Source organism: Methylobacterium adhaesivum (assembly GCF_022179065.1).
GTDB lineage: Bacteria > Pseudomonadota > Alphaproteobacteria > Rhizobiales > Beijerinckiaceae > Methylobacterium > Methylobacterium adhaesivum.
This window is the reverse complement of sequence record NZ_BPQD01000001.1, coordinates 47,803-70,007: the sequence shown is the minus strand read 5'-3', so window position 1 is coordinate 70,007 and position 22,205 is coordinate 47,803. Positions and strand designations below refer to the sequence as shown.

15 protein-coding genes and 2 tRNA genes are annotated in these 22,205 nt (G+C 70.9%); 12 read left to right on the top strand and 5 right to left on the bottom strand.

The window, feature by feature from the left end; all coding sequences use genetic code 11:
• Positions 1 to 456 precede the first annotated feature (456 nt).
• Together MFF01_RS00280 and MFF01_RS00275 are read right to left on the bottom strand one after the other, a co-directional pair.
• Entirely contained in the window at positions 457 to 1,194 is a 738-nt protein-coding gene (locus MFF01_RS00280) for a NepR family anti-sigma factor (protein ID WP_238221120.1), read from the bottom strand.
• Positions 1,195 to 1,524: 330 nt separating this feature from the next.
• A complete protein-coding gene (locus tag MFF01_RS00275; protein ID WP_238221119.1) occupies positions 1,525 to 2,346 on the bottom strand; it encodes a class II glutamine amidotransferase in 822 nt (273 codons plus the stop codon).
• A gap of 213 nt (positions 2,347 to 2,559) precedes the next feature.
• On the opposite strand from MFF01_RS00275, the gene map reads away from it, so the two are divergent.
• The 8 genes from map (at position 2,560) to MFF01_RS00235 (ending at position 11,021) form a co-directional block, all read left to right on the top strand.
• Positions 2,560 to 3,309, top strand: coding sequence for a type I methionyl aminopeptidase (map, locus tag MFF01_RS00270; protein ID WP_238221118.1), 750 nt, complete (start codon positions 2,560 to 2,562; stop codon positions 3,307 to 3,309).
• 102 nt (positions 3,310 to 3,411) lie between these two features.
• Positions 3,412 to 4,971, top strand: coding sequence for a cryptochrome/photolyase family protein (locus MFF01_RS00265; RefSeq protein ID WP_238221117.1), 1,560 nt, complete (start codon positions 3,412 to 3,414; stop codon positions 4,969 to 4,971).
• A 92-nt stretch (positions 4,972 to 5,063) separates the two neighbouring features.
• Positions 5,064 to 7,613 carry an ABC transporter ATP-binding protein gene (locus MFF01_RS00260; RefSeq protein WP_238221116.1) on the top strand — a complete coding sequence of 850 codons (2,550 nt, stop codon included), beginning with the start codon at positions 5,064 to 5,066 and terminating at the stop codon, positions 7,611 to 7,613.
• A 190-nt stretch (positions 7,614 to 7,803) separates the two neighbouring features.
• The gene (locus tag MFF01_RS00255; RefSeq protein WP_373319596.1) at positions 7,804 to 8,982 is read left to right on the top strand and encodes a L,D-transpeptidase family protein; all 1,179 of its coding nucleotides are present in this window, start codon (positions 7,804 to 7,806) and stop codon (positions 8,980 to 8,982) included.
• Positions 8,983 to 9,165: 183 nt separating this feature from the next.
• Positions 9,166 to 10,104: an MBL fold metallo-hydrolase gene (locus MFF01_RS00250; protein ID WP_238221114.1), complete on the top strand. Its 939-nt coding sequence runs from the start codon at positions 9,166 to 9,168 to the stop codon at positions 10,102 to 10,104.
• Positions 10,105 to 10,232: 128 nt separating this feature from the next.
• Positions 10,233 to 10,309, top strand: a tRNA-Arg gene (locus MFF01_RS00245).
• A 75-nt stretch (positions 10,310 to 10,384) separates the two neighbouring features.
• Positions 10,385 to 10,461: transfer RNA gene (locus MFF01_RS00240), tRNA-Arg, on the top strand.
• A 185-nt stretch (positions 10,462 to 10,646) separates the two neighbouring features.
• Positions 10,647 to 11,021 carry a DUF4440 domain-containing protein gene (locus tag MFF01_RS00235; protein ID WP_238221113.1) on the top strand — a complete coding sequence of 125 codons (375 nt, stop codon included), beginning with the start codon at positions 10,647 to 10,649 and terminating at the stop codon, positions 11,019 to 11,021.
• A 66-nt stretch (positions 11,022 to 11,087) separates the two neighbouring features.
• Here MFF01_RS00235 and MFF01_RS00230 read toward each other — a convergent pair whose 3' ends face one another.
• On the bottom strand, positions 11,088 to 11,951 hold the full coding sequence (locus MFF01_RS00230; protein WP_238221112.1) for a transporter: 864 nt from the start codon (positions 11,949 to 11,951) through the stop codon (positions 11,088 to 11,090).
• 366 nt (positions 11,952 to 12,317) lie between these two features.
• Here MFF01_RS00230 and MFF01_RS00225 point away from each other — a divergent pair, with 366 nt between their 5' ends.
• The 4 genes from MFF01_RS00225 to MFF01_RS00210 all read left to right on the top strand — a co-directional run bounded on the left by MFF01_RS00225 (position 12,318) and on the right by MFF01_RS00210 (position 21,106).
• Positions 12,318 to 14,444, top strand: a complete 2,127-nt coding sequence (locus MFF01_RS00225) for a carbohydrate porin (protein WP_238221111.1) — start codon at positions 12,318 to 12,320, stop codon at positions 14,442 to 14,444.
• A gap of 284 nt (positions 14,445 to 14,728) precedes the next feature.
• On the top strand, positions 14,729 to 16,027 hold the full coding sequence (locus MFF01_RS00220; protein ID WP_238221110.1) for an efflux RND transporter periplasmic adaptor subunit: 1,299 nt from the start codon (positions 14,729 to 14,731) through the stop codon (positions 16,025 to 16,027).
• A 223-nt stretch (positions 16,028 to 16,250) separates the two neighbouring features.
• A complete protein-coding gene (locus MFF01_RS00215) occupies positions 16,251 to 19,415 on the top strand; it encodes an efflux RND transporter permease subunit (protein ID WP_238221109.1) in 3,165 nt (1,054 codons plus the stop codon).
• Positions 19,415 to 21,106: an efflux transporter outer membrane subunit gene (locus tag MFF01_RS00210; RefSeq protein WP_238221108.1), complete on the top strand. Its 1,692-nt coding sequence runs from the start codon at positions 19,415 to 19,417 to the stop codon at positions 21,104 to 21,106. The genes MFF01_RS00215 and MFF01_RS00210 overlap by 1 nt, the downstream gene beginning before the upstream one ends.
• Positions 21,107 to 21,190: 84 nt before the next feature.
• Here MFF01_RS00210 and dps read toward each other — a convergent pair whose 3' ends face one another.
• Together dps and MFF01_RS00200 are read right to left on the bottom strand one after the other, a co-directional pair.
• Positions 21,191 to 21,742: a DNA starvation/stationary phase protection protein Dps gene (gene dps, locus MFF01_RS00205; RefSeq protein WP_238221107.1), complete on the bottom strand. Its 552-nt coding sequence runs from the start codon at positions 21,740 to 21,742 to the stop codon at positions 21,191 to 21,193.
• A 188-nt stretch (positions 21,743 to 21,930) separates the two neighbouring features.
• Complete coding sequence (locus tag MFF01_RS00200; RefSeq protein WP_238221106.1) at positions 21,931 to 22,191, bottom strand: hypothetical protein; 261 nt, start codon at positions 22,189 to 22,191, stop codon at positions 21,931 to 21,933.
• Positions 22,192 to 22,205 lie beyond the last annotated feature (14 nt).

The window sequence follows — 22,205 nt, the reverse complement described above, 5'->3', positions numbered from 1 at the left end:
GAATTGTTACCTATACCTACCAGGCGCCTCTCGTTGGAAACATGAGCTGCGATACCTGCGAGTACGTAAAATTAAATCTCTAGTTTCTCCACGGCACAGAGGTCCGTGACCCACCCCACCGGGTATTCTAGACGCCGTCGCGACACGGTCTCCTCGATGGTCGCCGCAGGCGAGCCCGAACCGAGGCCCGCCGAGAGTGCAAAGTCTTTCAGGACCTGTGTTTCTGGATCCCGAGTTCCGCTTCGCGGCGCCGGGATGTCGGAGCGCCAAGGATCGTCCGGCGGCCCATAAGATATGATGTGATCGCCCTGACGTGATAGCAGAAGTCCATTGATGGACGGCGTCGTCCGGAGGGCGCCGGTGGCCCCGAACGACGCATGCGGGTGAGGCGTGCGCCAGCCTCCCGGGCATCATGTGGAGGGCAAGGCCCCCCACACCACTTGGAGCCGGGCGAAACTATACGTCCTTCGGCATCGCCGACTGGATCAGCCGGTCGGAGGACAGATCCTCCTCGTCATACCCCAGGAGTTCGGCGAGGCGCCCGCGGGCGCGGCTGACGCGGCTCTTCACGGTGCCGACCTTGCAGCCCATGATGGCGGCGGCCTCCTCGTAGGAGACGCCCTCGGCGCCCACCAGCACCAGGGCCTCGCGCTGGTCCGGCGGCAGCTTCGCCAAGGCCGTCTGCAGGTCCTCGACGTCGAGGCGGTCGCCCTGGTGCGGGGCGGTGGCCAGCCGCGCGGCGTACGAGCCGTCCTGGTCCTCGACCTCGCGCACGCGCTTGCGGTGGTCCGAGTAGAAGATGTTGCGCAGGATCGTGAACAGCCACGCGTTGAGGTTGGTGCCGGGCTGGAACCGGGCGCGGTGCTGCCAGCCCTTGAGCAGCGTGTCCTGCACGAGGTCGTCGGAGCGGGCCGGGTTGCTCGTCAGCGACAGGGCGAAGGCGCGCAACGACGGCACGGCGGCGAGCAGCCCGTTGCGGAACTCGGGCTCGATGGCCTCGCCGCGCGCCTTCAAGGCCGCCTCAAGCTTCTCGATGAGTTCGGCGAACCGGCTCGGCTGGTCGTCCGCCGGCAGGCGGTCGTAGACCGTGCGCAGGTGTTCGCCCAGATGCGTCCGGATGTTGGACGACAGGTTGGGCCTCGCATCCGCCGGGGCGTCGAGGTCGGGGGCAGTCTCGGTCGCGTCGCGGGTCATGGCTCTCGGGGGCTGGTCGATCGCGGGGGAGGGGCGTCCGGCGCGCGGCGGGAAGCGCGCGCAACGCCCATCATGTCCGTGCGTTGTATCCTATCCCGACCGGCCACGCATCCCGGCCCCGGCCCTCGTCCAGCTGTCGACGTGGATCCGGTGGATGATCCCAAGAAATTCGGCTCGCGAACACGTTCGGGTCTCGAAGAAACCGGCCCTTCGCGGGTTCAGGCAAGCGTTCGCAGAGACCGGCCCTGGGACGATGTCGGGCGCTGCCCGACACCCGCCGAAGGGATGATCCCTTCGGAATCCCGGTGTCCGGGCACAGGAGCCGAGGGGTCAGCCGCCGCAGGGGGCGGCCGGCTTCGGGCCGGCCGGCTTGCGACTGTCGGGCTTGAGGACGTGCACCCGGCCGTCGCGCAGGGCCAGGGCGTGGCCGCGCTCCACGTCGGTCCAGCACTCGTCGCGGGTGAGCGCCTTGGTGGCGATCACCGTCACCACGTCGTCCGCCCCCGTCTCCTGGGCGAAGTCCACCCGCCAATCCTCGTCCACGAGGGTGGCGGTGCCGAAGGGCGCGCGGCGGGTGAGGTAGCACAGGCGCTTGCCGCAATGGGCGTAGAGGGTGCGGCTGTCCGAGAGCAGCATGTTGAACACCCCGAGGGTGTTGAGTTCGGCGCAGAGGTCCGCCACCGCCCGGTCGAGGCGGGCCGGGCTCGGCAGGTCGGGCCAGCGCCCCTGCAGCTGGTCGAGCATCCAGCAGAAGGCGTGCTCGCTGTCCGTGGAGCCCACGGGCTTGAACCAGGTGAGCGGCCACTTCTTCACGCCCTTGAGCTGGCCGTTGTGCGCGAAGGTCCAGCGCCGGCCCCACAATTCCCGGCTGAACGGGTGGGTGTTCTCGAGGTTGACCCGGCCGCGATTGGCCTTGCGCACGTGGGCGATGACGATGCGGCTCTTGATCGGCGTGCGGCGCAGGAGGCGCGCCAGCTCCGACTGGGCGCTGGGCTCCGGCTCGTGGAAGGCCCGCGCCCCCCGGCCCTCGTAGAACGCGATGCCCCAGCCATCGGCGTGCGGGCCGGTCTCGCCGCCGCGCCGCGCCAGGGCCGCGAAGGAAAACCGGATGTCGGTGGGCACGTTCGCGCTCATGCCGAGCAATTCGCACATGGATCTTTTGGGATTTCGTCAGGACGGGGTGGGCGAAGAACCCGTCGTGGCCCGAACCGGTTGCCCGGTCCAGCCCATTTCGACGGGTGCGCGGCCCGCGACCGTTTCCGGGGCGCGGCCCGCCCCGCTTTGCCCGGGGCCTCGCCGATGGCAGAACGCTCCGATCCGAGGTCTCCGGCTTCGCGAACGGAACCACGCCAGGGGGCAGGACGGATGACCGTGTCGAACGACGACGAGCTGGCAGCCTTGAAGCGGATCGGGCGCATCGTCGCCGATGCCCTGGAGACGATGGGCCGGGCCATCGAGCCCGGCATGACCACCCGTGACCTCGATGCCGTCGGCCGTGCCGTCCTCGATGCCGCCGGCGCCCGCCCGGCGCCGGAACTGGCCTACAATTTCCCCGGCGCCACCTGCATCAGCGTCAACGAGGAGGTCGCCCACGGGATTCCGGGCGACCGCCGGATCCGCCCCGGAGATCTCGTCAACATCGACGTCTCGGCCGAGAAGGATGGCTACTTCGCCGATACGGGCGCGTCGTTTGCCGTGCCGCCGGTGACGCGGGCCGTGGCGCGCCTGTGCCGCGACGGGCGCCGGGCCCTTTGGGCGGGCCTGCGCGAGGTCGGCACCGACAGGCCGCTCGCCGGCATCGGCCGGGCGGTGGGGGCCTTCGCGAAGAAGAACGGCTACACCCTCGTGCGCAACCTCGCGAGCCACGGCGTCGGCCTGTCCCTGCACGAGGAGCCGAAGGAGATCGCCACCTGGCCCGACGCCTCCGAGCGCCGGATCATGGCCGAGGGGCTGGTGTTCACCGTCGAGCCGTTCCTGTCGCTCGGCGCCGATTTCGCGGAGGACGGCGACGACCCCTGGACCCTCTACAGCCGGCCCCGCGCCCCCACGGTCCAGTACGAGCACACCGTCGTGGCCACCCGCGCCGGCCCCCTCGTCCTCACCATGCCGGGGTAAGGCCCTGGATGGGTGAGGAGCCGCGCCGGGGTGCGACCTTGCGGTGCGGTGCCGAACGGAACGGGAACGCTATGAGGGGAGGCCGCCCGCGCGAGACCCGCCATGTCCACCCTTCGCTTCATCCTCGGGGACCAGCTGACCCGCACGATCCCGACCCTCGACGGCCTCGATCCCGCCGAGGATACGGTTCTCCTCGTCGAGGTGATGGAGGAGGCGACCTACGTTCCCCACCACAAGCAGAAGATCGTGCTGGTGCTCGCCGCCATGCGCCACTTCGCGCAAGACCTGCGGGCGGAGGGGATCCGCGTCGACTACGTGCGCCTCGACGATCCCGAGAACACCGGCTCGTTCACGGGCGAGCTGGAGCGGGCCGCCCGGCGGCACCTGCCCGACGCCGTCGTGGTGACGGAGCCCGGCGAGTGGCGGGTGCTCGGCGCCATGGAAGGCTGGCGAACGACCCTCAACGTTCCCATCGAGATCCGGCCCGACACCCGCTTCTACTGCTCGCGAAAAGACTTCGCCGCCTGGGCCGGGACCAGGACGCACTACCGCATGGAGGCGTTCTACCGCACCCTGCGCGCCCGCACCGGCCTGCTGATGGAAGGGGGCGAACCCGCCGGCGGCCGCTGGAACTTCGACGCAGAGAACCGCAAGCCCTGGCCGGCGGACCGGGCGCCGCCGCAGCGCCTGCGGTTCTCCCCCGACGCCGTCACCCGGGCGGTGATCGACCTCGTCGCCGCGCGTTTCCCCGCGCATTTCGGCGACCTCGACGATTTCGGCTGGGGTGTTACCCGCGCCGACGCCCGCGCGGCCCTGGAGGATTTCGCGGTCCACTGCCTCCCGTCCTTCGGCGACTACCAGGACGCCATGCGGGCGGGGGCGCCGTTCCTCTACCACGCCACCCTGTCGCCCTACCTCAACGCCGGACTCCTCACCGCCCGCGAAGTGGTCGACCGGGCGATGGCCGCCTACGAGGCCGGCACCGTGCCCCTCAACGCCATCGAGGGCTTCGTGCGCCAGATCCTCGGCTGGCGCGAGTTCGTCCGCGGGGTCTACTGGCGGCGGATGCCCGGTTACGCCGACACCAACGCGCTGAACGCGACGCGGGCGCTGCCGGCCTTCTACTGGACCGGCGAGACCGCGATGAACTGCCTGCGCCAGGCCATCGCGGACACGAAGCGCCACGCCTACGCCCACCACATCAACCGGCTCATGATCACCGGCAACTTCGCGCTGCTCGCCGGCATCCGCCCGGCGGAGATCGAGGAATGGTACCTCGTGGTCTATGCCGACGCCTACGAGTGGGTGGAGCTGCCCAACGTCCACGGCATGGCCCTGTTCGCCGATGGCGGGCTGATGGCCTCGAAGCCCTACGCGGCCGGCGGCGCCTATATCGACCGGATGTCGGATTACTGCCGGGGTTGCGCCTACAGCCCCAAGGTGAAGCAGGGGCCGCGCGCCTGCCCGTTCAACGACCTGTACTGGGCCTTCCTCATCCGCAACGGGCCGACCCTGGCGCGCAACCCGCGCCTCGCCATGCCCTACCGCACCCTCGCGGCCTGGGACCGGGACCGCAAGGAGGCCATCGTCGCGCGGGCCGACCGGTTCCTCGACAGCCTGCCCACGGGCTACCCCGCCGCGATGGCGCCGCCCGCGCCGTGACCGCCGGGTGCGCGCCCGCGCTTTCACCGCCCGGCCCGATCCACTAAGCCCGACCGGAGCCCCGGCGCGCGGGGCGGGACCGAAGGATGCCGATGGACCGCGAGCCGATCGTCTTCACCTGGCGATCCGCGCCGACCGAGCACGGCCTCGCCCTCGTCCTGACCCTCGGGCTCGGCGGCCCCCTCGCCCTCCTCGCCCTCCTGTGCCTGCGCGACCTCGTGGGTGTGCTGGCCGCCGCCCCCGACCACGCCGACGCCTTCCTGCGAGTCGCCGCGACCCTGCCGTGGCACCCGGCCGGGGCGGAGCCGTTCGTGCTCCTCGAGGGCTGGCCCCTGCCCGCGGCCGAGCGGGTGCGCCTCGCCTTCACGCTCCTCTCCGGCGCGGCGCTCGCGGCGGCGGCCCTCGGCTGGGGCATCGCCCGCCTGTGCTTCCTCGCTCAGAGCCGCACGGTGGGGCGCCTCAACGCCCGCGTCACCGAGGCGATCCTGCGGGCGCCCCCCGCCGCCCGCGACGATGCCCGCGCCCTGGCGCAGGCGGTGGGCGACCTCCTCGCCCGCATCGACACCCTGTTCGGCCTCGGCCTCCTCGTGCCCGCCCTGGCGTTCGGCACCACGCTCCTGGCCCTGGGCCTCGCCTGGCTCGCCGCCCCGCGCCTCGTGCCCACCGTGGGGCTGGGAATCCTCGCCGCCGGCCTCGCCCGCACCCTGATCCAGCGGCGGATGCAGGCCCGCGCGGCCCTGCGCCAGCGCGCGGGCGCCACCTTCGAGCGGGCGCTCGCCGACCTCGTGCGCCGGATGCCGGCCGTGCGGGCGCACGGGGCGGCCACCTTCGAGCGCACCCGCCTCGCCGCCCGGGGCGAGGCGACCCGCACCGCCCTGGCGCGGGCGGAGGCCGCCCTGGCCTCTGCCCGCGCGCCGTCCGTGGCTTTGGGCATCCTCCTGCCGGCCATCGTCGTCGCCGTCGCCCTCTGGCGCGGCGACGGCGGGGCGCCCGTGGCCCCCGGCGCCCTCGTGGCCGCCGGCGGCGGCTTCGCCCTGGCGGTGGTGGCGCTGGCCGTCGCCCTGCACCTGCGCAGCGTCCACCGCGACCTGCTGCCGGTCTTCCACGGCCTCGCCCGGGCCCTGCCGGCCCTCGAGGGGCGCGGGCCGGCGCGCCCCTCGAGGGCCGCCGCCTTCCCGGAGGCCGGGGCGCTCAGCGCCCACGGCGTCGGCGCCTACGACCCGGTGACGGGCGAGCGCCTCGCCGCCGTCGACCTCACCCTGGCGATGCCCGGCCACGTGGCGATCCTGGCCGAGCGCGGCGGCGCGCGGGCGCTCGCGGCGGTGCTCGCCGGCCAGCTCGAACCCACCGCCGGGGCCGTCACCTACGGCGGCACCGACCTGCGGGCGTTCGAGCCCGAGGAGCGGGCCTGCCGCATCGCGTTCGCGGGTGCCGAGGCCATCCTGATCGAGGGGTCGCTGCGCCAGAACATCCTCTACGGCGCGACCCTCCCGCAGGACGGGGCGGGCGAGCCCGACAGCCTCCTGCCGATCCTCGCCGTCACCGGCCTCGACGCCATCGTGTACGCCCGCGGCCTCGAGGGCACCGTCGACCCCCGCGCCGAGCCGGATCTCGCCCGCGCCGTGGTGGCCGCCCGCCACGCCGTGCGCGCGGCGCTCGCCACAGACAAGGCCGGGCGCCTCGTCGAGCCGTTCGATCCCGCCCGCTACAACCATCAGGCGACGGTGGGCGAGAACATCCTGTTCGGCGAGGCGGTGGGGCCGGCCTTCGCCCCGGAGCACATCGCCGCCCATCCGTATCTGCGCGCCGTCCTCGAGGCCGAGGGCCTGACCCGGCCGCTCGCCGAAATCGGCCTGCAGGTGGCCCGTAGCCTCGGCGAGATCTTTTCGGATCTGCCCGACGACCACCCCCTGTTCGACGCCTTCTCGCTGTTCCCGGCCTCCGAGCGCGGCTACTTCGAGGACCTCGTGGCGCGTATGCCGGAGGCCAAGGCCTGGCGGCGTGGGCCGGCGGGGCAGCGCGACCGCAAGCGCCTCATCGGCCTGGCTTTGCGCTACAGCGAGACCCGCCACCGCCTCGGCCTCGTCGACGCGGCCTTCGAGGACCGCCTCGTTGCCGCCCGCCATGCCTTCGCCCGCATGCTGCCGCCGTCCCTGCGCGACAGCGTCGAGTTCTACGATCCGGCCACCCTCACGGCCGCCGCGAGCCTGGAGGAGAACCTCCTGTTCGGCCGCATCAACGGCGAGGAGGCCGGCGCCGAGGCGCGGGTGCGCGCCCTCGTGCGCCGGGTGCTCGCCGACGAGGGCCTGGAGCCGGCCGTCACCCGCCTCGGCCTCGACAGCCGCGTCGAGCCCGGCCTCGGCGGCGGCGGCGCCAGCCTCGGCGAGAACGCCATCGGCCCGCGCGAGCGCATCGCCATCGATCTGGCCCGCTGCCTCGTGCGCGGGCCCGACATCGCCGTGGTGGCCATCGCCCTGGAGGACCGCAAACCCGAGGAGATCCGCCCGCGTCTGGCGGCCCTGCGCGCGGCGCGGGCCGGGCGCGGCCTGATCGTGTGCCTGCCGGATGCCGGGGCTTTCGACGACGCCGCGCCGTTCGATGCGGTTCTGCGGGTGGAGCGGAATTCGGTGGTGGCGGGGTAGGGTGTGCCGGGCTTCGGGGCGATGCGACGCGGTCGGTTGCCGCCCGCCGACCTGGCCGGGACAACCGGCACCCCTGGGAAAAGCGCGGGGCTGAGCGCGGCCCCTATTGCGGCCCCAATGGGATGCGATACCCATGGGATTCGCATCGCACGGCATCCGCGCCGGGCGGGGTGCCCAGCCCAGGCCGTGCATGGTCTCGTCCCTTCGCCCCATCCTCCTGGCCACGCTTCTCGCGGGCGGCCTTTGCGTGCCCGGCCGCGCCGAGGTCGGCAAGGCACTCGCACCCATTCCTTCCGCCACCCTCGCGCTGATGCAGGCCAAGGGCACCACGGCCGCCGCGCCCGTACTGTTTCGCGCCTACAAGAAGGAGAGCGAGATCGAGGTGTGGAAGCGGGCCGCGTCCGGCCGCTTCGTCCATGTGAAGACGTTTCCGATCTGCCGCTGGTCGGGCCAGCTCGGGCCGAAGCGCAAGACCGGCGACCGCCAGACCCCGGAGGGGTTCTACACGGTGCCGAAGCGGCAGATGAACCCGAATTCGAGCTACTACCTCTCCTTCGACGTCGGCTACCCCAACGCCTACGACCGCGCCCACGGCTCCACCGGTTCGGCCGTGATGGTCCACGGCGTGTGCTCGTCCATGGGGTGCTTCGCCATGACGGACGCCGTGGTGGGGGAGATCTACGCCATCGCCCGCGAGGCCTTCGCGGGGGGGCAGGCGGCGTTCCAGTTCCAGTCCTACCCGTTCCGGATGACGGCCCAAAACATGGCCCGCCACCGCGCCGACCCCAACATCGACTTCTGGCGCCAGCTCAAGGCGGGGTCCGACCGGTTCGAGGCGCTGGGCGAGGAGCCCGTGGTGAGCGTCGTCGCCGGCCGCTACACCTTCGCCCCCGACAAGGATCCCGCCCGCGAGGCCCGCATCGCCGCGCATCTCGCCGAGGAGGAGGCCAAGGTGGCGCAAGCCGTCGAACAGGGGAGTGCCGCCGTGCGCACCACCTATTCCGATGGCGGCCAGCACGCGTTCTGGGCGGCCTTCGCCGCCAAGGGCGGATCGCTCGGCGAGGTCAGCCGGCCCGAGGCCCTGGCCTATGCCGGCCAGGAAGTGGTGGTGATCCCGGCGCGGCCCCGGCCCGTCGTCGTCGCCGAGGCGGTGTGGTCGCGCTGGCTCGGCCCCGAACTGCGCCTGGCCTTCGCCCGTTCGGCCGGGCTGATGCGGCCCGCCGAGACGCGTTTTCCACCCCTGCTCACCACGTATGCCGACAGCCTGCCGCGCCTCGTGCGCGCCGGCCTCGACGGCACCGCGCCCTTCGAATTCCCCCTCGAGGGACCTATTCCGGCACCCGAATCCGGCCGCCTCGCCCGCCGTTGAGCCGAGACCCCCACGCTCAGACCATGTGCGGGGCCGCACATCAGTGGCCGGAGGGGCTGACTACCTCAGACTCGTTCAAGAAAAATCCTGCCACACTCTTGATCGCCGGCGTGCGCGATAACGGACGCGCGCGGCGAGAGGCGCCGGGCTCCGAGGGAGCCGGGGCGATTGGTTGAGCGAACGATGACACTGCCGATCCGGTCGCCAGATGCCCTCACCCTCCGCTTCTGGGGCGTGCGTGGCTCCACTCCGGTCTGCGGATCGGATTACGTCGAGTTCGGCGGCAGCACGCCGTGCATGGAAATCCGCTGCGGCCCGCGATTGTTCCTCCTCGATGCGGGCTCGGGCCTCAACGCCTGCGGCCGGCACCACCGGGACAGGCAGGCACAGGATTGCCGGTCCCAGGATCATCTGCCGCAGGACATCGACCTCCTGTTCAGCCACCTCCACCTCGACCACACGTCGGGCCTGCCGTTCTTCAAACCCGTGGTGCTCGACCCCAAGCGCACCATCAACACCTGGTGCGGCAACCTCGACGGCCAGAGCGCCGAGGCCGCCCTCGACCGCCTGTTCTCGCCGCCGCTGTTTCCCGTCAGCCTCGACGTGCTGCCCTGCAGCCTCGTCCACCACGGCTTCCGGGCCGGCGAGACCCTCACGTTCGCCGACGGGGTAAAGGTCGACACCATCCTGCTCAACCACCCGCAGGGGTCCGTGGGCTACCGTTTCGACCATGCCGGCCGGCGCCTGTGCGTGATCAGCGACATCGAGCATTCCGACCCCTGGCCCGATCCGGCACTCCTCGAGTTCGTCCGCGGCGCCGATCTCATGGTCTACGACGGCATGTTCACCGAGGGTGAGTATCCGGTCTGTCGGGGCTGGGGCCACTCGACCTGGCAGAAGGGCATGGAGCTCGCCCAGGCCGCCGGCGTCGGCACCCTGGCGATCACCCACCTGCATCCCTGCCACACCGACGACACCCTGCGCCGGATCGAGGCCGAGATGCAGGCCGCGATGCCCAAGAGCTTCATCGCCCGCGAGCGCCAGGAGATCGTCCTCGCGCCCCGCCCGGTCCTCGCCGGCCGCGCCTGTGTCCAGCCCGCCCCGGCCCTGGCCTTCCCCTGACGGCCGCCGTCCGGCCCGCACCACTTTGCCCGCAAAACTTGGGGCGGAGGGGTTGCCAGTCGGAAACGGACCTTTTAGACACCGGCTCGCGGCCGGCACGTCCCCCACGGGACATGCCGGCCCGGCACGCGCCCGTAGCTCAGCTGGATAGAGCATCAGACTACGAATCTGAGGGTCAGAGGTTCGAATCCTTTCGGGCGCGCCATTTCAAACCACCTCGGTCGCTGTTCGCTGCGGTGGAAATCTTCTTTAAGTCCACGCCGCACACGGCGATGGACCGGCGCCCGTAGCTCAGCTGGATAGAGCATCAGACTACGAATCTGAGGGTCAGAGGTTCGAATCCTTTCGGGCGCGCCAACACTTTGCCGGTGTTTCACCAAGGCTGATACGACCTGGGACGAAGCCGCGCCACGCGGCGGACCGGTCGCTCACGTATATCCAGCAATGCCGTCTTTCGAAGCGCCTGCGGCAACGTCGCGGGCGGAACGAACCGTTGTCCCACCGGCTTCTCCCGTCTGAGATTCAGCCGGGAGGACATGGCCGTGGACGACGAGCGCGTCTGGGGGTTCGAGAAGAGCCTGTGGGTCGGCGACGCCGAGCATTACCGTGAGCTGGTGGACGACGAGTGCCTCATGGTGCTGCCGCATCCGCCCTTCGTGCTGGGTGGCGCCGAGGCCATCGCGGCCGTGGCGAACACGCCCCGGTGGACCGACGTGACGATCTCGGACGGGCGGATCGCCCGGCCGCAGGAGGGCCTCATCGTCATCGCGTACGGGGTTAAGGCCCGCCGTGACGACGAGACCTACGAGGCGCATTGCACCTCGACCTACCGGCGGCTCTCGCACGAGGAATGGCGCGTGGTGCAGCACCAGCAGACGCCGCCCCTCGCCGTTCCGGCCGTCGATAAGGGCGCCTGAGCGACGTCCGCATCCGTCGATCCGAAGGGATCGACGGGATGTGCGACGCGCAGCGGGGCGCCTGCGTCAGCGGCCAAAGACCGGCCGCAGGGCGGGCGCCTCGGCATCCTTGTAGATCGGCACGATGGCGCGCAGCCAGCCGCGGGTGTCGCGGCCGTCGTAGTTGCGCTCGGCGACGTCACGGGTGACGTAGGCTTGAAGGTTCACCGGCCCGAAATCGTAGCCGACGAGGCCCCCGACCGCGATCTGGCCCTGGCGGCGGTAGGCGGGATTGCGCGTCGGCAGGTCGGTGGAGCCGAAGGCCACGGGGCCGATCTCCCATTTGCCGAACTTCTTCGTCGCCGTGAGATCGAGGTTGAGGAAGTCGGGATAATAGGCGGTGCCGAGGGGCGAGACCGTCTCCAGCACGGTGCCGTAGAGGGCGTGCGCCGTGAGGTTGAGGCCGTCGCCGTTGTAGGTCACGGCGAAGCGCTGATGCAGCACGGCGTTCTGGATCACGATCCGGGTGTCGCTCGGCAGGTAGGCGCCGAGCAGGTAGCTCGCGTGGATGTGCTCGCTCAGCGTCCAGGCGACCTGGCCGGCGAGCAGGGTCTGGCCGAAGCCGCTCTGGTAGGCGGCGCCCCGCGTGCTCGAGGCCGCGATGGGCTGGAGCACGACGAACTGCAGGCGGCCCCCGGCCACGGTCCAGGGCGTCGCCCAGATGAAGCTCGGCAAGTTGATGTTGAGCTCCGTGCCGCGCGGCTCGGTGCTGCGGACTCCGAAGCTCGACGTGTCGACGAAGTAGAGGCCCACCGCGAACGGCACGCCGGCCGGCAGGCCCACGGTCTGGCCCGGCTGCGCCGAGGAGCCGGCCTGCGGGGTGGTGAGGCCGACCCCCAGCAGGGCCAGGGCGCTCAGCGCGGTGGCACCAAAGCCCGTGATCCGTCTCATTTGCGTGCCCCATCCGTCACCGACACGCTCCCATGCGCGACAACGCCCCGGATGAACAGGCGCAGGGTACGGCGCCCCGGCGTGGGCGGACTTCCCGCCATGGGCGTGGCCCCCGGGCAACAGCCCGGCGGCGTCCGCATCCGGTCGGGCGCGGGGCGGGATTAAAGTCTTTGTCGCTCCGGGGTTCCCGCCGATAGAGGGGAGCGAATCGCCTCACGGTGGTATCCGACCGGGCTCGGCCGACATGCGCGGGTCATCGACCGGGGCTAGAGCATCCTCCCGAAAGGGGGCCTCCGGCTTTCGGGAGACGTCGATGCTCCCATGAGGCGCTCCACCACGCGATCCAGTCTGCCCGAGACACGTTCGATGTCCCTGTTCCTCCGTTCGTACCGCAGGCTCCCGGAGACCGCCGCGCTGTTCGCCGGGCTCGGGCTCGGCGTCGTTCACGCCCCGGGGGCCCGCGCCGCCGATCCCGCCGCGCGGATCGTCCCGGCCCCCACCGTCATCGACTGGAGCGGCGGTTATCTCGGCCTCGAGGGCAGCGCCGGCGCCTCGTTCGGCACCTTCGGCTTCGGCCCCACCACCGTCGGCGGCCGTTCGGTGCCGGCGTTTCGGACGGGCGACGCGACGGGCCGCTCGGACCGGGGCCGCGAGGCCACCACCGCAGTCGGCGGCGCCTTCGCCGGCTACAACTGGCAGACCGGGCCGTGGCTCGCGGGCGTGGAGGCCGACGTCTTCGGGAGCAACCTGAAGCGGCCCGTGGCCTCTACGGTGCCGGGCTTCGGCACGGAGACCGTCGATCCGGCCTTCAGCCTCGTCCGGGTCAAGGCCGACGCGTTCGGGGCGGTGCGGGGGCGCCTCGGCGTCGCCTTCGAGCGCACCCTCGTCTACGCCACCTTCGGCCTCGCCGGGGCCGAGGCCCGGTTCCTCGCCGCCTATCCCGATGCCGCCACGGGCGCCGTCGATACGGCGCGCCGCAGCCGGACCTATCTCGGCTTCACCCTCGGGGCGGGCGTGCAGTTCGCCGTCAACGAACAGATCAGCCTCGGGATCGACTACCGCTACAACGATCTGGGTGACAGCGGCCGGTTCGATCTCGGCACGGTGCCGGGGGCGGCGGGCGGACCCGTCTCGACGCGGGCGAGCTTCATCGCCAACGAGGTGATGGCGCGCCTGATCTGGCATCCCGGCGGCCTGCGGCTGCCCGCCGACGCCGACGACGCTGCGCCCGACGGGGCGCTCGCGGAGCGGTTCTCGCTCCACGGCCAGACCACGTTCTTCAATCAGGCGGTGGCGGGCTTCCGCGCGCCCTATAGCGGCGCGAACAGCCTCGTACCGCATCAGGCGCAGGCGACGACGACCGCGACCCTGTTCCTCGGGCTGAAGCTCACCGACAGCACCGAACTCTACTACAACCCGGAATTCTCTCAAGGATTCGGCCTCAGCCGCACCCTCGGGGTCGCGGGCTTCGTCAACGGTGAGGCGCAGAAGGCCGGCGCCCCGTTCCCGAAGCTGCGCTCGGCCCGCTACTTCGTGAAGCAGACCTTCGGTCTCGGCGGCGAGACCGAGACCCTGCCCGATGGGCCGAACCAGGTCGCCACGACCTACGATGTCGAACGCATCACCGTCATCGCCGGCAAGTTCGCCATGGGCGACTTCTTCGACGGCAATAAGTACGCCCACGACCCGCGGGTGGATTTCGCGAACTGGGGCCTGTGGGCGTCGGCCGCCTGGGACTTCCCCGCCAACCTGCCGGGCTACACCCAAGGCATCGTCGTCGAGTACAACCGGCCAGAATTCGCGGTGCGCGCCGCCTACACCCAGGTGCCGAAGGAGCCCTCCAGCGACGTCCTCGATCCCAGGGTGTTCGAGCGCGGCGGCTTCACGGTGGAGTTCGAGGAGCGCCACGTCCTGCCCGTCCTCGACCAGCCGGGCAAGCTGCGCGTGGGCGCCTTCTCCAACGTCGGCAACAGCGCCAATTACCGCGACGTGGTGGGTCTGACCCAGGCGGGGGTGTTCGACGACATCAACGACGCCGTGGCGGCGAGCCGGCGGCCCCGGCGCAAGAGCGGCGTCTACGTCAACCTCGAACAGGCGGTGACGGCCGATCTCGGCGTGTTCGCCCGCGCCAGCGCCGCCGACGGGCGCAACGAAAGCATGTCGTTCACGGACATCGACCGGAGCTTTTCCGGTGGCGTCTCCCTGAAGGGCACGGCCTGGGGCCGGACCGCCGACACCGTCGGTCTCGGCACCTCGATGAACGGGCTCTCGCCCTCCCACCGTGCCTTCTTCGCCAATGGCGGGCTGGGCCTCCTCATCGGCGACGGGCGCCTGAGCTACGCGCCCGAGCGCGCCGTGGAAGCCTATTACGCCCTCAGCCTCGGCAAGGCCCTGGTGCTCACGGCCGATTACCAGTTCGTCGCGAACCCCGCCTACAACCGCGACCGCGGCCCGGCCCATTTCTTCGGCACCCGCCTCCATGCGGATTTCTGAGGGAGGCGGTCCCGGGAGGGCCTGGTCCGGTTCGTCACGCACATGTGCGCGGCCGGGCCGGCGGACGTCATTCTCCCGTCATCGAAGCCGCCCTCTGAGTGGGGTCCGGCGGCGGCGGCACGATGAAATCGGACGTCATCTTTCGGCCTGAAACACGCCTCCTATCCCTGCTTCGCGGCGCAAGTCCGAGGCGTCGCGACCGGGGGGCGTGACGGTTCGGACCTTCCAAGTTTCGTAAAATCCCCGTTCCCTCCACCGCGTCCCGGCCGTCCGGAAAGCTCACCATGTCGACAGGTCCCCGGAAGGGCATCTCCAAACTCATGCTCGGGCTCGGGCTGGCGGTCTGCGTCGGCCTCGGTGCCATCGCCTGGTCGGAGCGCGATTCGGCCTTCGCCGGCTGGGCGCTCGCCACCGTGCGCGAGCGCCTGGCCCGGATCACGTCGGGCTCCGAGGAGACCGCCTCCGAGGAGGCGGCCGAACGCGCCGGGCCCGTCGCGCGGACGTTCCGCCCGACCCCGGCCCAGCGCGCGGCCCTGCAGATCGCCGCCGTCGAGACCCGGACTTTCCGGCCCGAGGGCATGGCCGAGGGGCGCATCGCGCTCAACGACGACGACAACGTGCCCGTCATCACGCCCTATTCGGGCCGCGTGACGAAGGTGCTGGTGCGGGCGGGCGACGAGGTGAAGGCCGGCGACGTGCTCCTCACCCTGGAGGCCACCGACATGGTCCAGGCCCAGAGCGACTATCAGGCGGCGCTCAACACCATCGCCAAGACCACCGCCCTGCTCAAGCTCGACATGACCATCGCGGCCCGCCAGCAGGAGCTGTTCCAGGCCAAAGCCGTGGCCCTGAAGGACTACCAGTCGGCCCAGAACGACGTGATCGGCGCCCAGAGCGACCTGAAGACCGCCGAGGCGAGCCTCCAGGCGGTGAAGAACCGCCTGCGCCTCCTCGGCAAGTCGGATGCGGAGATCGCCGCCTACGAGAAGAGCGGCACCATGAGCCCCGAGACGCAGATCCGGGCGCCCATCGCCGGCACCATCGTCCAGCGCAAGGTCGGCATCGGGCAGTATCTCAGCGCCTCGTCCGACCCCGTCTTCGTCATCGGCGACCTCTCCACGGTCTGGCTCGTGGCCAACGTGCGCGAGAGCGAGATCCCGAAGATCCGCCTCGGCCAGGAGGTCGAGGCGCGGGTGGCGGGCTTCGGCAGCCGCATCTTCAAAGCGAAGGTCGACTACATGGCCGCCAGCCTCGATCCCGCGACCCGGCGGCTCTCCGTGCGCAGCGAGGTGGAGAATCCCGACCGGGTGCTCAAGCCCGAGATGTTCGCCTCGTTCACGATCTTCACCGGGGCGGGTCAGGCCGCGCCGGCGGTGCCGACGGCGGCCGTCGTCTACGAGGGCCGCCGCGCCCAGGTCTGGATCGCGCGGCCCGACGGCGCCATCGAGGCCCGCACAGTCACCCTGGGGCTCGCCAACAAGGACATGGTCCAGGTCGTCGAGGGCCTGAGCGCGGGCGAGGCGATCGTCACCCGCGGCGCCGTGTTCATGGATCGCGCGGTCAGCGGCGACAAGGCGTCCTGAGCCGGGCCGGACGGATGGTTCGGAGCGTACCTGCCTCCCTCGTGTCGTGTGACGGCGCTCCCTCTCCTTTCCGGAGAGGGAGCGCCGTCGCGCTTCATGCCGACATCTGGACATCTGCCGTGGGCCGGCCTCCGCGTCGCCCAAGACGCTCCTTCGTCCAAGCCCCTCTCTGCAAGACCACTCTCGTTCCCAGCCCTGATCGGCCGACCATGACCCGCGCGCGATGAACAACCTGATCGTCTTCGCCCTGCGCCAGCGCGTGCTGGTGTTCCTCATGTTCGTGGCCATGATGGCGCTGGGCTATGCCAGCTACACGCAGCTCAACATCGAGGCCTATCCCGACCCGGTGCCGCCGCTCGTCGACGTCATCACGCAGAATCCCGGGCAATCGGCCGACGAGATCGAGCGCTACATCACGATTCCCCTGGAGGTGCAGCTCGCCGGCATCCCCAACGCCACGGTGGTGCGCACCATCTCGCTGTTCGGCCTCTCCGACGTGAAGGTGCAGTTCAACTACAACTTCACCTACCAGGAGGCCCTGCAGCGGGTGCTCAACCGCCTGTCGCAGCTGCCGCCCCTGCCGGGCGGCGCCCAGCCGCAGATCTCGCCGACCTCCCCCGTCGGCGAGATCATGCGCTACAAGGTGACGGGCCCGGCCGGCTACTCCTCGACGGAGCTGAAGACCCTGCAGGACTGGGTGCTGCAGCGCCGCTTCAAGGCGATTCCCGGCGTCGTCGACGTCACGGCCTTCGGCGGCAAGACCAAGGAATACGAGATCGCCGTCGATCTCGCCCGGCTCCAGGCCCAGGGCCTGACCCTGGTCCAGCTCGTGACCGCGCTCAACAATTCGAGCATCAACGTCGGCGGCCAGACCCTCAACGTCGGCGAGCAGTCGGCGGTGGTGCGCGGCGTCGGCCTCATCCGCGACATGGACGACATCCGCGACACGATGCTGACCCAGGTCGGCGGCGTGCCGGTCCTCGTGCGCGACGTCGCCGATGTCCGCGTCTCCAACGCGCCGCGCCTCGGCATCGTCGGCCATGACGGCCAGAGCGACATCGTCGAGGGCATCGTGCTCATGAGCCGGGGCGGCCAGAGCCTGCCGACCCTGCGCCTCGTGGAGGCCGAGATCGACAAGATCAACGCCAGCGGCATCCTGCCCCCCGACGTGAAGGTGGAGCGGATCTACGACCGCAGCGGCCTCATCCACACCACCACCCATACGGTGATGCACAACCTCGTCTTCGGCGTGGTGCTCGTCTTCGTGGTGCAGTGGATGTTCCTAGGGAGCTTGCGCAGCGCCATCATCGTGGCGGCGACGATTCCGTTCGCCCTCGGGTTCGCGATCCTGATCCTCGTGATACGCGGGGATTCGGCCAACCTCCTGTCGCTCGGCGCCATCGATTTCGGCCTCATCGTCGATGCCACGGTGATCATGGTCGAGAACGTCTTTCGCCACGTGGCCGAGCCGGAGCACAGCGAGGGCCAGAGGGCGCCCGGCGGCCTCATGGGGCGGCTCGGCACCATCGCGATCGCGGGGGCGGAGGTGAACCGGGCGATCTTCTTCTCGGCGACGATCATCATCGTCGGCTTCCTGCCGCTGTTCACGCTCACGGGTGTGGAGGGCCACATCTTCGGCCCCATGGCCAAGACCTACGCCTACGCCCTCGTCGGCGGGTTGCTCGCCACCTTCACGGTCTCGCCCGCCCTCTCGGCCCTGATCCTGCCGAACCATGTCGAGGAGCGCGACACCCTGGTGGTGCGCCTGCTGCGCTTCGGCCACGTGATCATCCTGCGCTTCGGCCTGCGCCACAAGCTGCTGTCGCTCCTCGTGGTGGCGGCGATGCTCGGCGCCTCGGCCATCGCCGCCCGGACGCTGGGCCTCGAATTCCTGCCGAAGCTCGAGGAGGGCAACCTCTACATCCGCGGCACCATGCCGGCCTCGATCTCGCTCGAGGCCGGCAACGCCTATGTCGAGCGCCTGCGCAAGATCATCGCCGACGTGCCCGAGGTGGTGACCGTCCTGTCCCACCAGGGCCGCCCCGACGACGGCACCGACGCCACGGGCTTCTTCAACGTCGAGATCCTGGCGCCCCTCAAACCCATCGACCAGTGGCGGCCGGGCCTCGACAAGGAGGGGCTCGTGCGCACCCTGTCGAAGCAGCTCGACGAGGCGTTTCCCGGCATCGAGTTCAACTTCTCCCAGTACATCGAGGACAACGTCCAGGAGGCGGCGTCCGGCGTGAAGGGCGAGAATTCCGTCAAGATCTACGGCAACGACCTCGTCGAACTCACCCGGACGGCGGAAGCCGTGAAGGCGTCGCTGGCCAGGATCCCCGGCATCGCCGACCTCTCGGTCTTCGCGTCGCTGGGCCAGCCCACGGTCCGCATCGACATCGACCGGCGCAAGGCCGCGCGGTTCGGCCTCGCCCCCGGCGACGTCAACACCACCGTCCAGGCGGCCATCGGCGGCCAGACGGCGGGCGACCTCTACGAGTACGGCTCGGACCGGCACTTCCCCATGCGGGTGCGCCTCGCCTCCGAATACCGCAGCAGCCTGGAGACCATCCGCAACATCACGGTGGGGGCGACCAACCCCGCCGGCGGCATCATCCCCGTTCCGCTCTCCGAGATCGCCACCGTGGAACTGACCTCGGGGGCGGCCTTCATCTACCGCGAGAACCAGGAGCGCTACATCCCGGTGAAGTTCTCGGTGCGCGGGCGCGATCTGGGCGGCGCGGTCCTCGAAGCCCAGAGCCGGATCGCCCAGGAGGTGACCCTGCCGTCCGGCTTCCACCTCGAATGGGTCGGCCAGTTCACCAACCTGCAGGACGCCGTGGCGCGCCTGAGCGTCGTGGTGCCGATCACCATCGCGCTCATCGCCCTGCTGCTCTACGTCAACTTCGCCTCGCTCACCGACATGCTGCTGACGCTCAGCGTGATCCCGATGGCGATGATCGGCGGCATCTTCGCCCTGGCGCTGACGCTCACGCCGTTCTCGATCTCGGCGGCCATCGGCTTCATCGCCCTGTTCGGCATCTCGACCATGGAGGGCGTGATTCTGCTCTCGTACTACAACCAGCTCCTCGACGAGGGCTGGGAGCGGGCCGCCGCCGTGTGGCAGGCGGCCAACGTGCGCATGCGCCCGGTGATGATGACCTGTGTGGCCGCCTGCGTCGGCCTCCTGCCGGCGGCGGTCTCCACGGGCATCGGCTCGCAGGTGCAGAAGCCCCTGGCCCTCGTGGTGGTGGGCGGCATCATGCTCGCCCCCAACCTCATCCTCGTGGTGGTGCCGATCCTCATCGGCCTGTTCTCGCGCCGCAAGCCGGCGCCGGGCATGCACCCGCCGGAGGCCGCGCACGCGGCGGCCCGGGCGGAATTCGCGTGATGCGGGCGACACAGGCGGGTGAAAGCGTGGCCGACGCGCACGCGGTCGCGTTGACTCCCGCGGCGCACCATCGCCTCTACGAGCGACGGAGCCCCGGCGGAATCGGCCTCACCATGCGACGCACCACGAAAGCCTCCGGGGCCGCCCTGCGCACGGCCGGCGTCGCGGCCCTGCGCACGGCCGGCGTCGCCGCCGTGCTCGCGGCCCTCCCGGGTCTTCTCGGCGGCTGCATGGTCGGCCCCGACTTCGTGCCCCCCACCGATCCGCCGGTGACCCGCTACACCCGCGAGCCGCTGGCCAATCCGACGGCGACGGACACGGTGACGACGCGCCAGGGCGGCTCGGCCGACCAGAACTTCATCGCCGGGGCCGATGTGCCGGGCCAGTGGTGGACCCTGTTCCACTCGGCCCCCCTCAACCGCCTCGTGGAAGAGGCGCTCGCCAACAACCCGAACCTCGACGCGGCCCAGGCCGCCCTGCGCATCGCGCAACAGAACGTCGAGGCCCAGCGCGGCACCCTGTTCCCGGTGGTGACGGCCAACGGCCTCGGCTCGCGCCAGAAGGTGCCGGGCGGCGCCCTTCAGAGCCCCCTCAACGACCAGCGCCAGCTGTTCTACAGCCTCTACACCCCGCAGGTGACGGTCTCGTTCACCCCCGACGTGTTCGGCGGCAACCAGCGCCAGATCGAGTCCCTGGAGGCCCAGGCCGAGAATCAGCGCTTCCAGCTCGAGGCCGCCTACCTCTCGCTCACCGCCAACGTGGTCCTGGCGGCGATCCAGGAAGCGTCCCTGCGCGCCCAGATCGACGCGACGAAGCGGGTGATCCAGGCCCAGACCGAGGTGCTGACCCTCTACAACAAGCAGCTCTCCCTCGGGCAGATCGCCGGGGCCGACGTGGTGGTGCAGCAGGCGGCCCTCTCGGTGTCGATGCAGCTGCTGCCGCCCCTGGAGAAGCAGCTCGCGATTCAGCGCAACCTGCTCACCGCCCTCGTCGGGCGCTTCCCGAGCGAGGAGATCTCGCAGACCTTCACCCTCGCATCCCTGCGCCTGCCGACGCGGCTGCCCGTGAGCCTACCCTCCAACCTCGTGCAGCAGCGCCCCGACGTGAAGGCGGCCGAGGCCAACGTGATGCAGGCGAGCGCCCTCGTCGGCGTCGCCGTCGCCAACCGCCTGCCGCAGTTCAACATCACCGCCAATGGCGGGTCGAGCGCCGTGAAGATCGCCCAGCTCGCGAGTTCGGCGGCGACGTTCTACGGCATCGTCGGCACCGTGGCGCAGCCGATCTTCGACGCCGGCACCCTGTTCCGCCGCCAGCGCGCGGCGGAGGAAACCCTCGACCAGGCCCAGGCCCAGTACCGCGCCGTGGTCATCGGCGCCTTCCAGAACGTCGCCGACGCCCTGCGCGCCCTGCAATCGGACGCCCAGGCCGTGGCGGCGGCGGCCGCCGCCGAGAAGGCGACGAGCCAGAGCCTCGACCTCATCCGCAAGCAGTACACCGCAGGCGCCATCAACAGCACGCAGGTGCTCATCGCCCAGCAATCGTACCTCTCGGCCATCGTCACTTCGGCGGCGGCGCGGGCCAACCAGTACGCCGACACGGCGGCCCTGTTCCAGGCGCTCGGCGGCGGCTGGTGGAACCGCAACGACGTGCGCCCCCCGAAGCGCGAACGGGATCCGGCGCCGTTCCTGTAGGGGCGTGACGAAGAGGAAGCCAGAACGAAGAAAGGGCGCCGGAGACCGGCGCCCTTCGTCATTTCGGTCCCTGGCGAAGGCGCCTCAGCGCTTGCCGGCGTGGTCGCCGTCGCGCATCTGGCCGGTCGGCTCCTGCACGTGGGCCTCGAGGAACCACAGCTGCTTGTCGACGCCGCGCGAGACCTCCGTGAACAGGTCCGCCGTGCCGGCGTCTCCCGCCTCGTCGGTGTCGTCGATGTTCTGGCGCACGGCGTTGGCGTAGACGGCGTACCGGTCGATGAGGGCCGAGACGTGGTCGGCGATGGCGTAGGCGTCGAGCGGATAGGGCGCGAGCTGCGAGGCGCCCGCCACGGCCGCCGCGGTGCCGCGCGCCGTGCCGCCGAGCTGGGTGATGCGCTCCGCGACCTTGTCGTTGTAGTCGTCGAGTTCCGTGCGGAAACCGTCGAGCATCTCGTGGATGCCGATGAACTGCGGCCCCTTCAGGTTCCAGTGCGCCTGCTTCACCGCCAGCGCCAGATCGATGCCATCCGCCAGACGGGCGTTGAGGGCGTCGGTGGACACCTTCTTGGCGTTGGACTTGGTGCCGTTCTGGGTCTCGTGCAGACGCTGACCCGAGGTGGAATTCGTCGTTGCCATAATCGATCCTTCACGTTGAGCGGACGGAAAAGCCATTCCCCCGCCAAGCGATGCAGGGCCCGAAGCCGAGGCCGCGTGCATCGCACATACTCCCCATCAAGCCGGCGAAAGCCCGCCGGTTCCCGCCGATGTCCGCCTCTCGCGGGTCGGGACGCCGCACGGGCGCGGCGTCGCCGGGCCGATGAGGCTCAGCGGCCGCCGCCGTTGGCGCTACCGTTGGGGACCGCCTGCTCCGGCCGCGAGGCGTTGCCTCCAGCTGCCGAGTCGGTCGTCGCAGTGTCGGCGCCCGTGGGACCGCGCGAGACGGAGACGTTGGCGTCGTTGCCGGTGGTGTTCGACTCCTGCTGGACGACGGTGCCGGTCGAGCCGGGCTGGGACGGTGCCCCCACCTGGGCGACGGCCGGCGCGGCGGCGAACAAGGCGGCGCCGACGAGGAGAAGCGTCTTCATGGAAAAACCTTCGT

Excerpts from the sequence above, each read along its gene's own strand:
- MFF01_RS00280 (WP_238221120.1), bottom strand. The coding sequence starts at position 1,194 with ATGACCCGCGACGCGACCGAGACTGCCCCCGACCTCGACGCCCCGGCG.
- MFF01_RS00275 (WP_238221119.1), bottom strand. The coding sequence starts at position 2,346 with ATGTGCGAATTGCTCGGCATGAGCGCGAACGTGCCCACCGACATCCGG.
- map (WP_238221118.1), top strand. The coding sequence starts at position 2,560 with ATGACCGTGTCGAACGACGACGAGCTGGCAGCCTTGAAGCGGATCGGG.
- MFF01_RS00265 (WP_238221117.1), top strand. The coding sequence starts at position 3,412 with ATGTCCACCCTTCGCTTCATCCTCGGGGACCAGCTGACCCGCACGATC.
- MFF01_RS00260 (WP_238221116.1), top strand. The coding sequence starts at position 5,064 with ATGGACCGCGAGCCGATCGTCTTCACCTGGCGATCCGCGCCGACCGAG.
- MFF01_RS00255 (WP_373319596.1), top strand. The coding sequence starts at position 7,804 with ATGGTCTCGTCCCTTCGCCCCATCCTCCTGGCCACGCTTCTCGCGGGC.
- MFF01_RS00250 (WP_238221114.1), top strand. The coding sequence starts at position 9,166 with ATGACACTGCCGATCCGGTCGCCAGATGCCCTCACCCTCCGCTTCTGG.
- MFF01_RS00230 (WP_238221112.1), bottom strand. The coding sequence starts at position 11,951 with ATGAGACGGATCACGGGCTTTGGTGCCACCGCGCTGAGCGCCCTGGCC.
- MFF01_RS00225 (WP_238221111.1), top strand. The coding sequence starts at position 12,318 with ATGTCCCTGTTCCTCCGTTCGTACCGCAGGCTCCCGGAGACCGCCGCG.
- MFF01_RS00220 (WP_238221110.1), top strand. The coding sequence starts at position 14,729 with ATGTCGACAGGTCCCCGGAAGGGCATCTCCAAACTCATGCTCGGGCTC.
- MFF01_RS00215 (WP_238221109.1), top strand. The coding sequence starts at position 16,251 with ATGAACAACCTGATCGTCTTCGCCCTGCGCCAGCGCGTGCTGGTGTTC.
- MFF01_RS00210 (WP_238221108.1), top strand. The coding sequence starts at position 19,415 with ATGCGGGCGACACAGGCGGGTGAAAGCGTGGCCGACGCGCACGCGGTC.
- dps (WP_238221107.1), bottom strand. The coding sequence starts at position 21,742 with ATGGCAACGACGAATTCCACCTCGGGTCAGCGTCTGCACGAGACCCAG.
- MFF01_RS00200 (WP_238221106.1), bottom strand. The coding sequence starts at position 22,191 with ATGAAGACGCTTCTCCTCGTCGGCGCCGCCTTGTTCGCCGCCGCGCCG.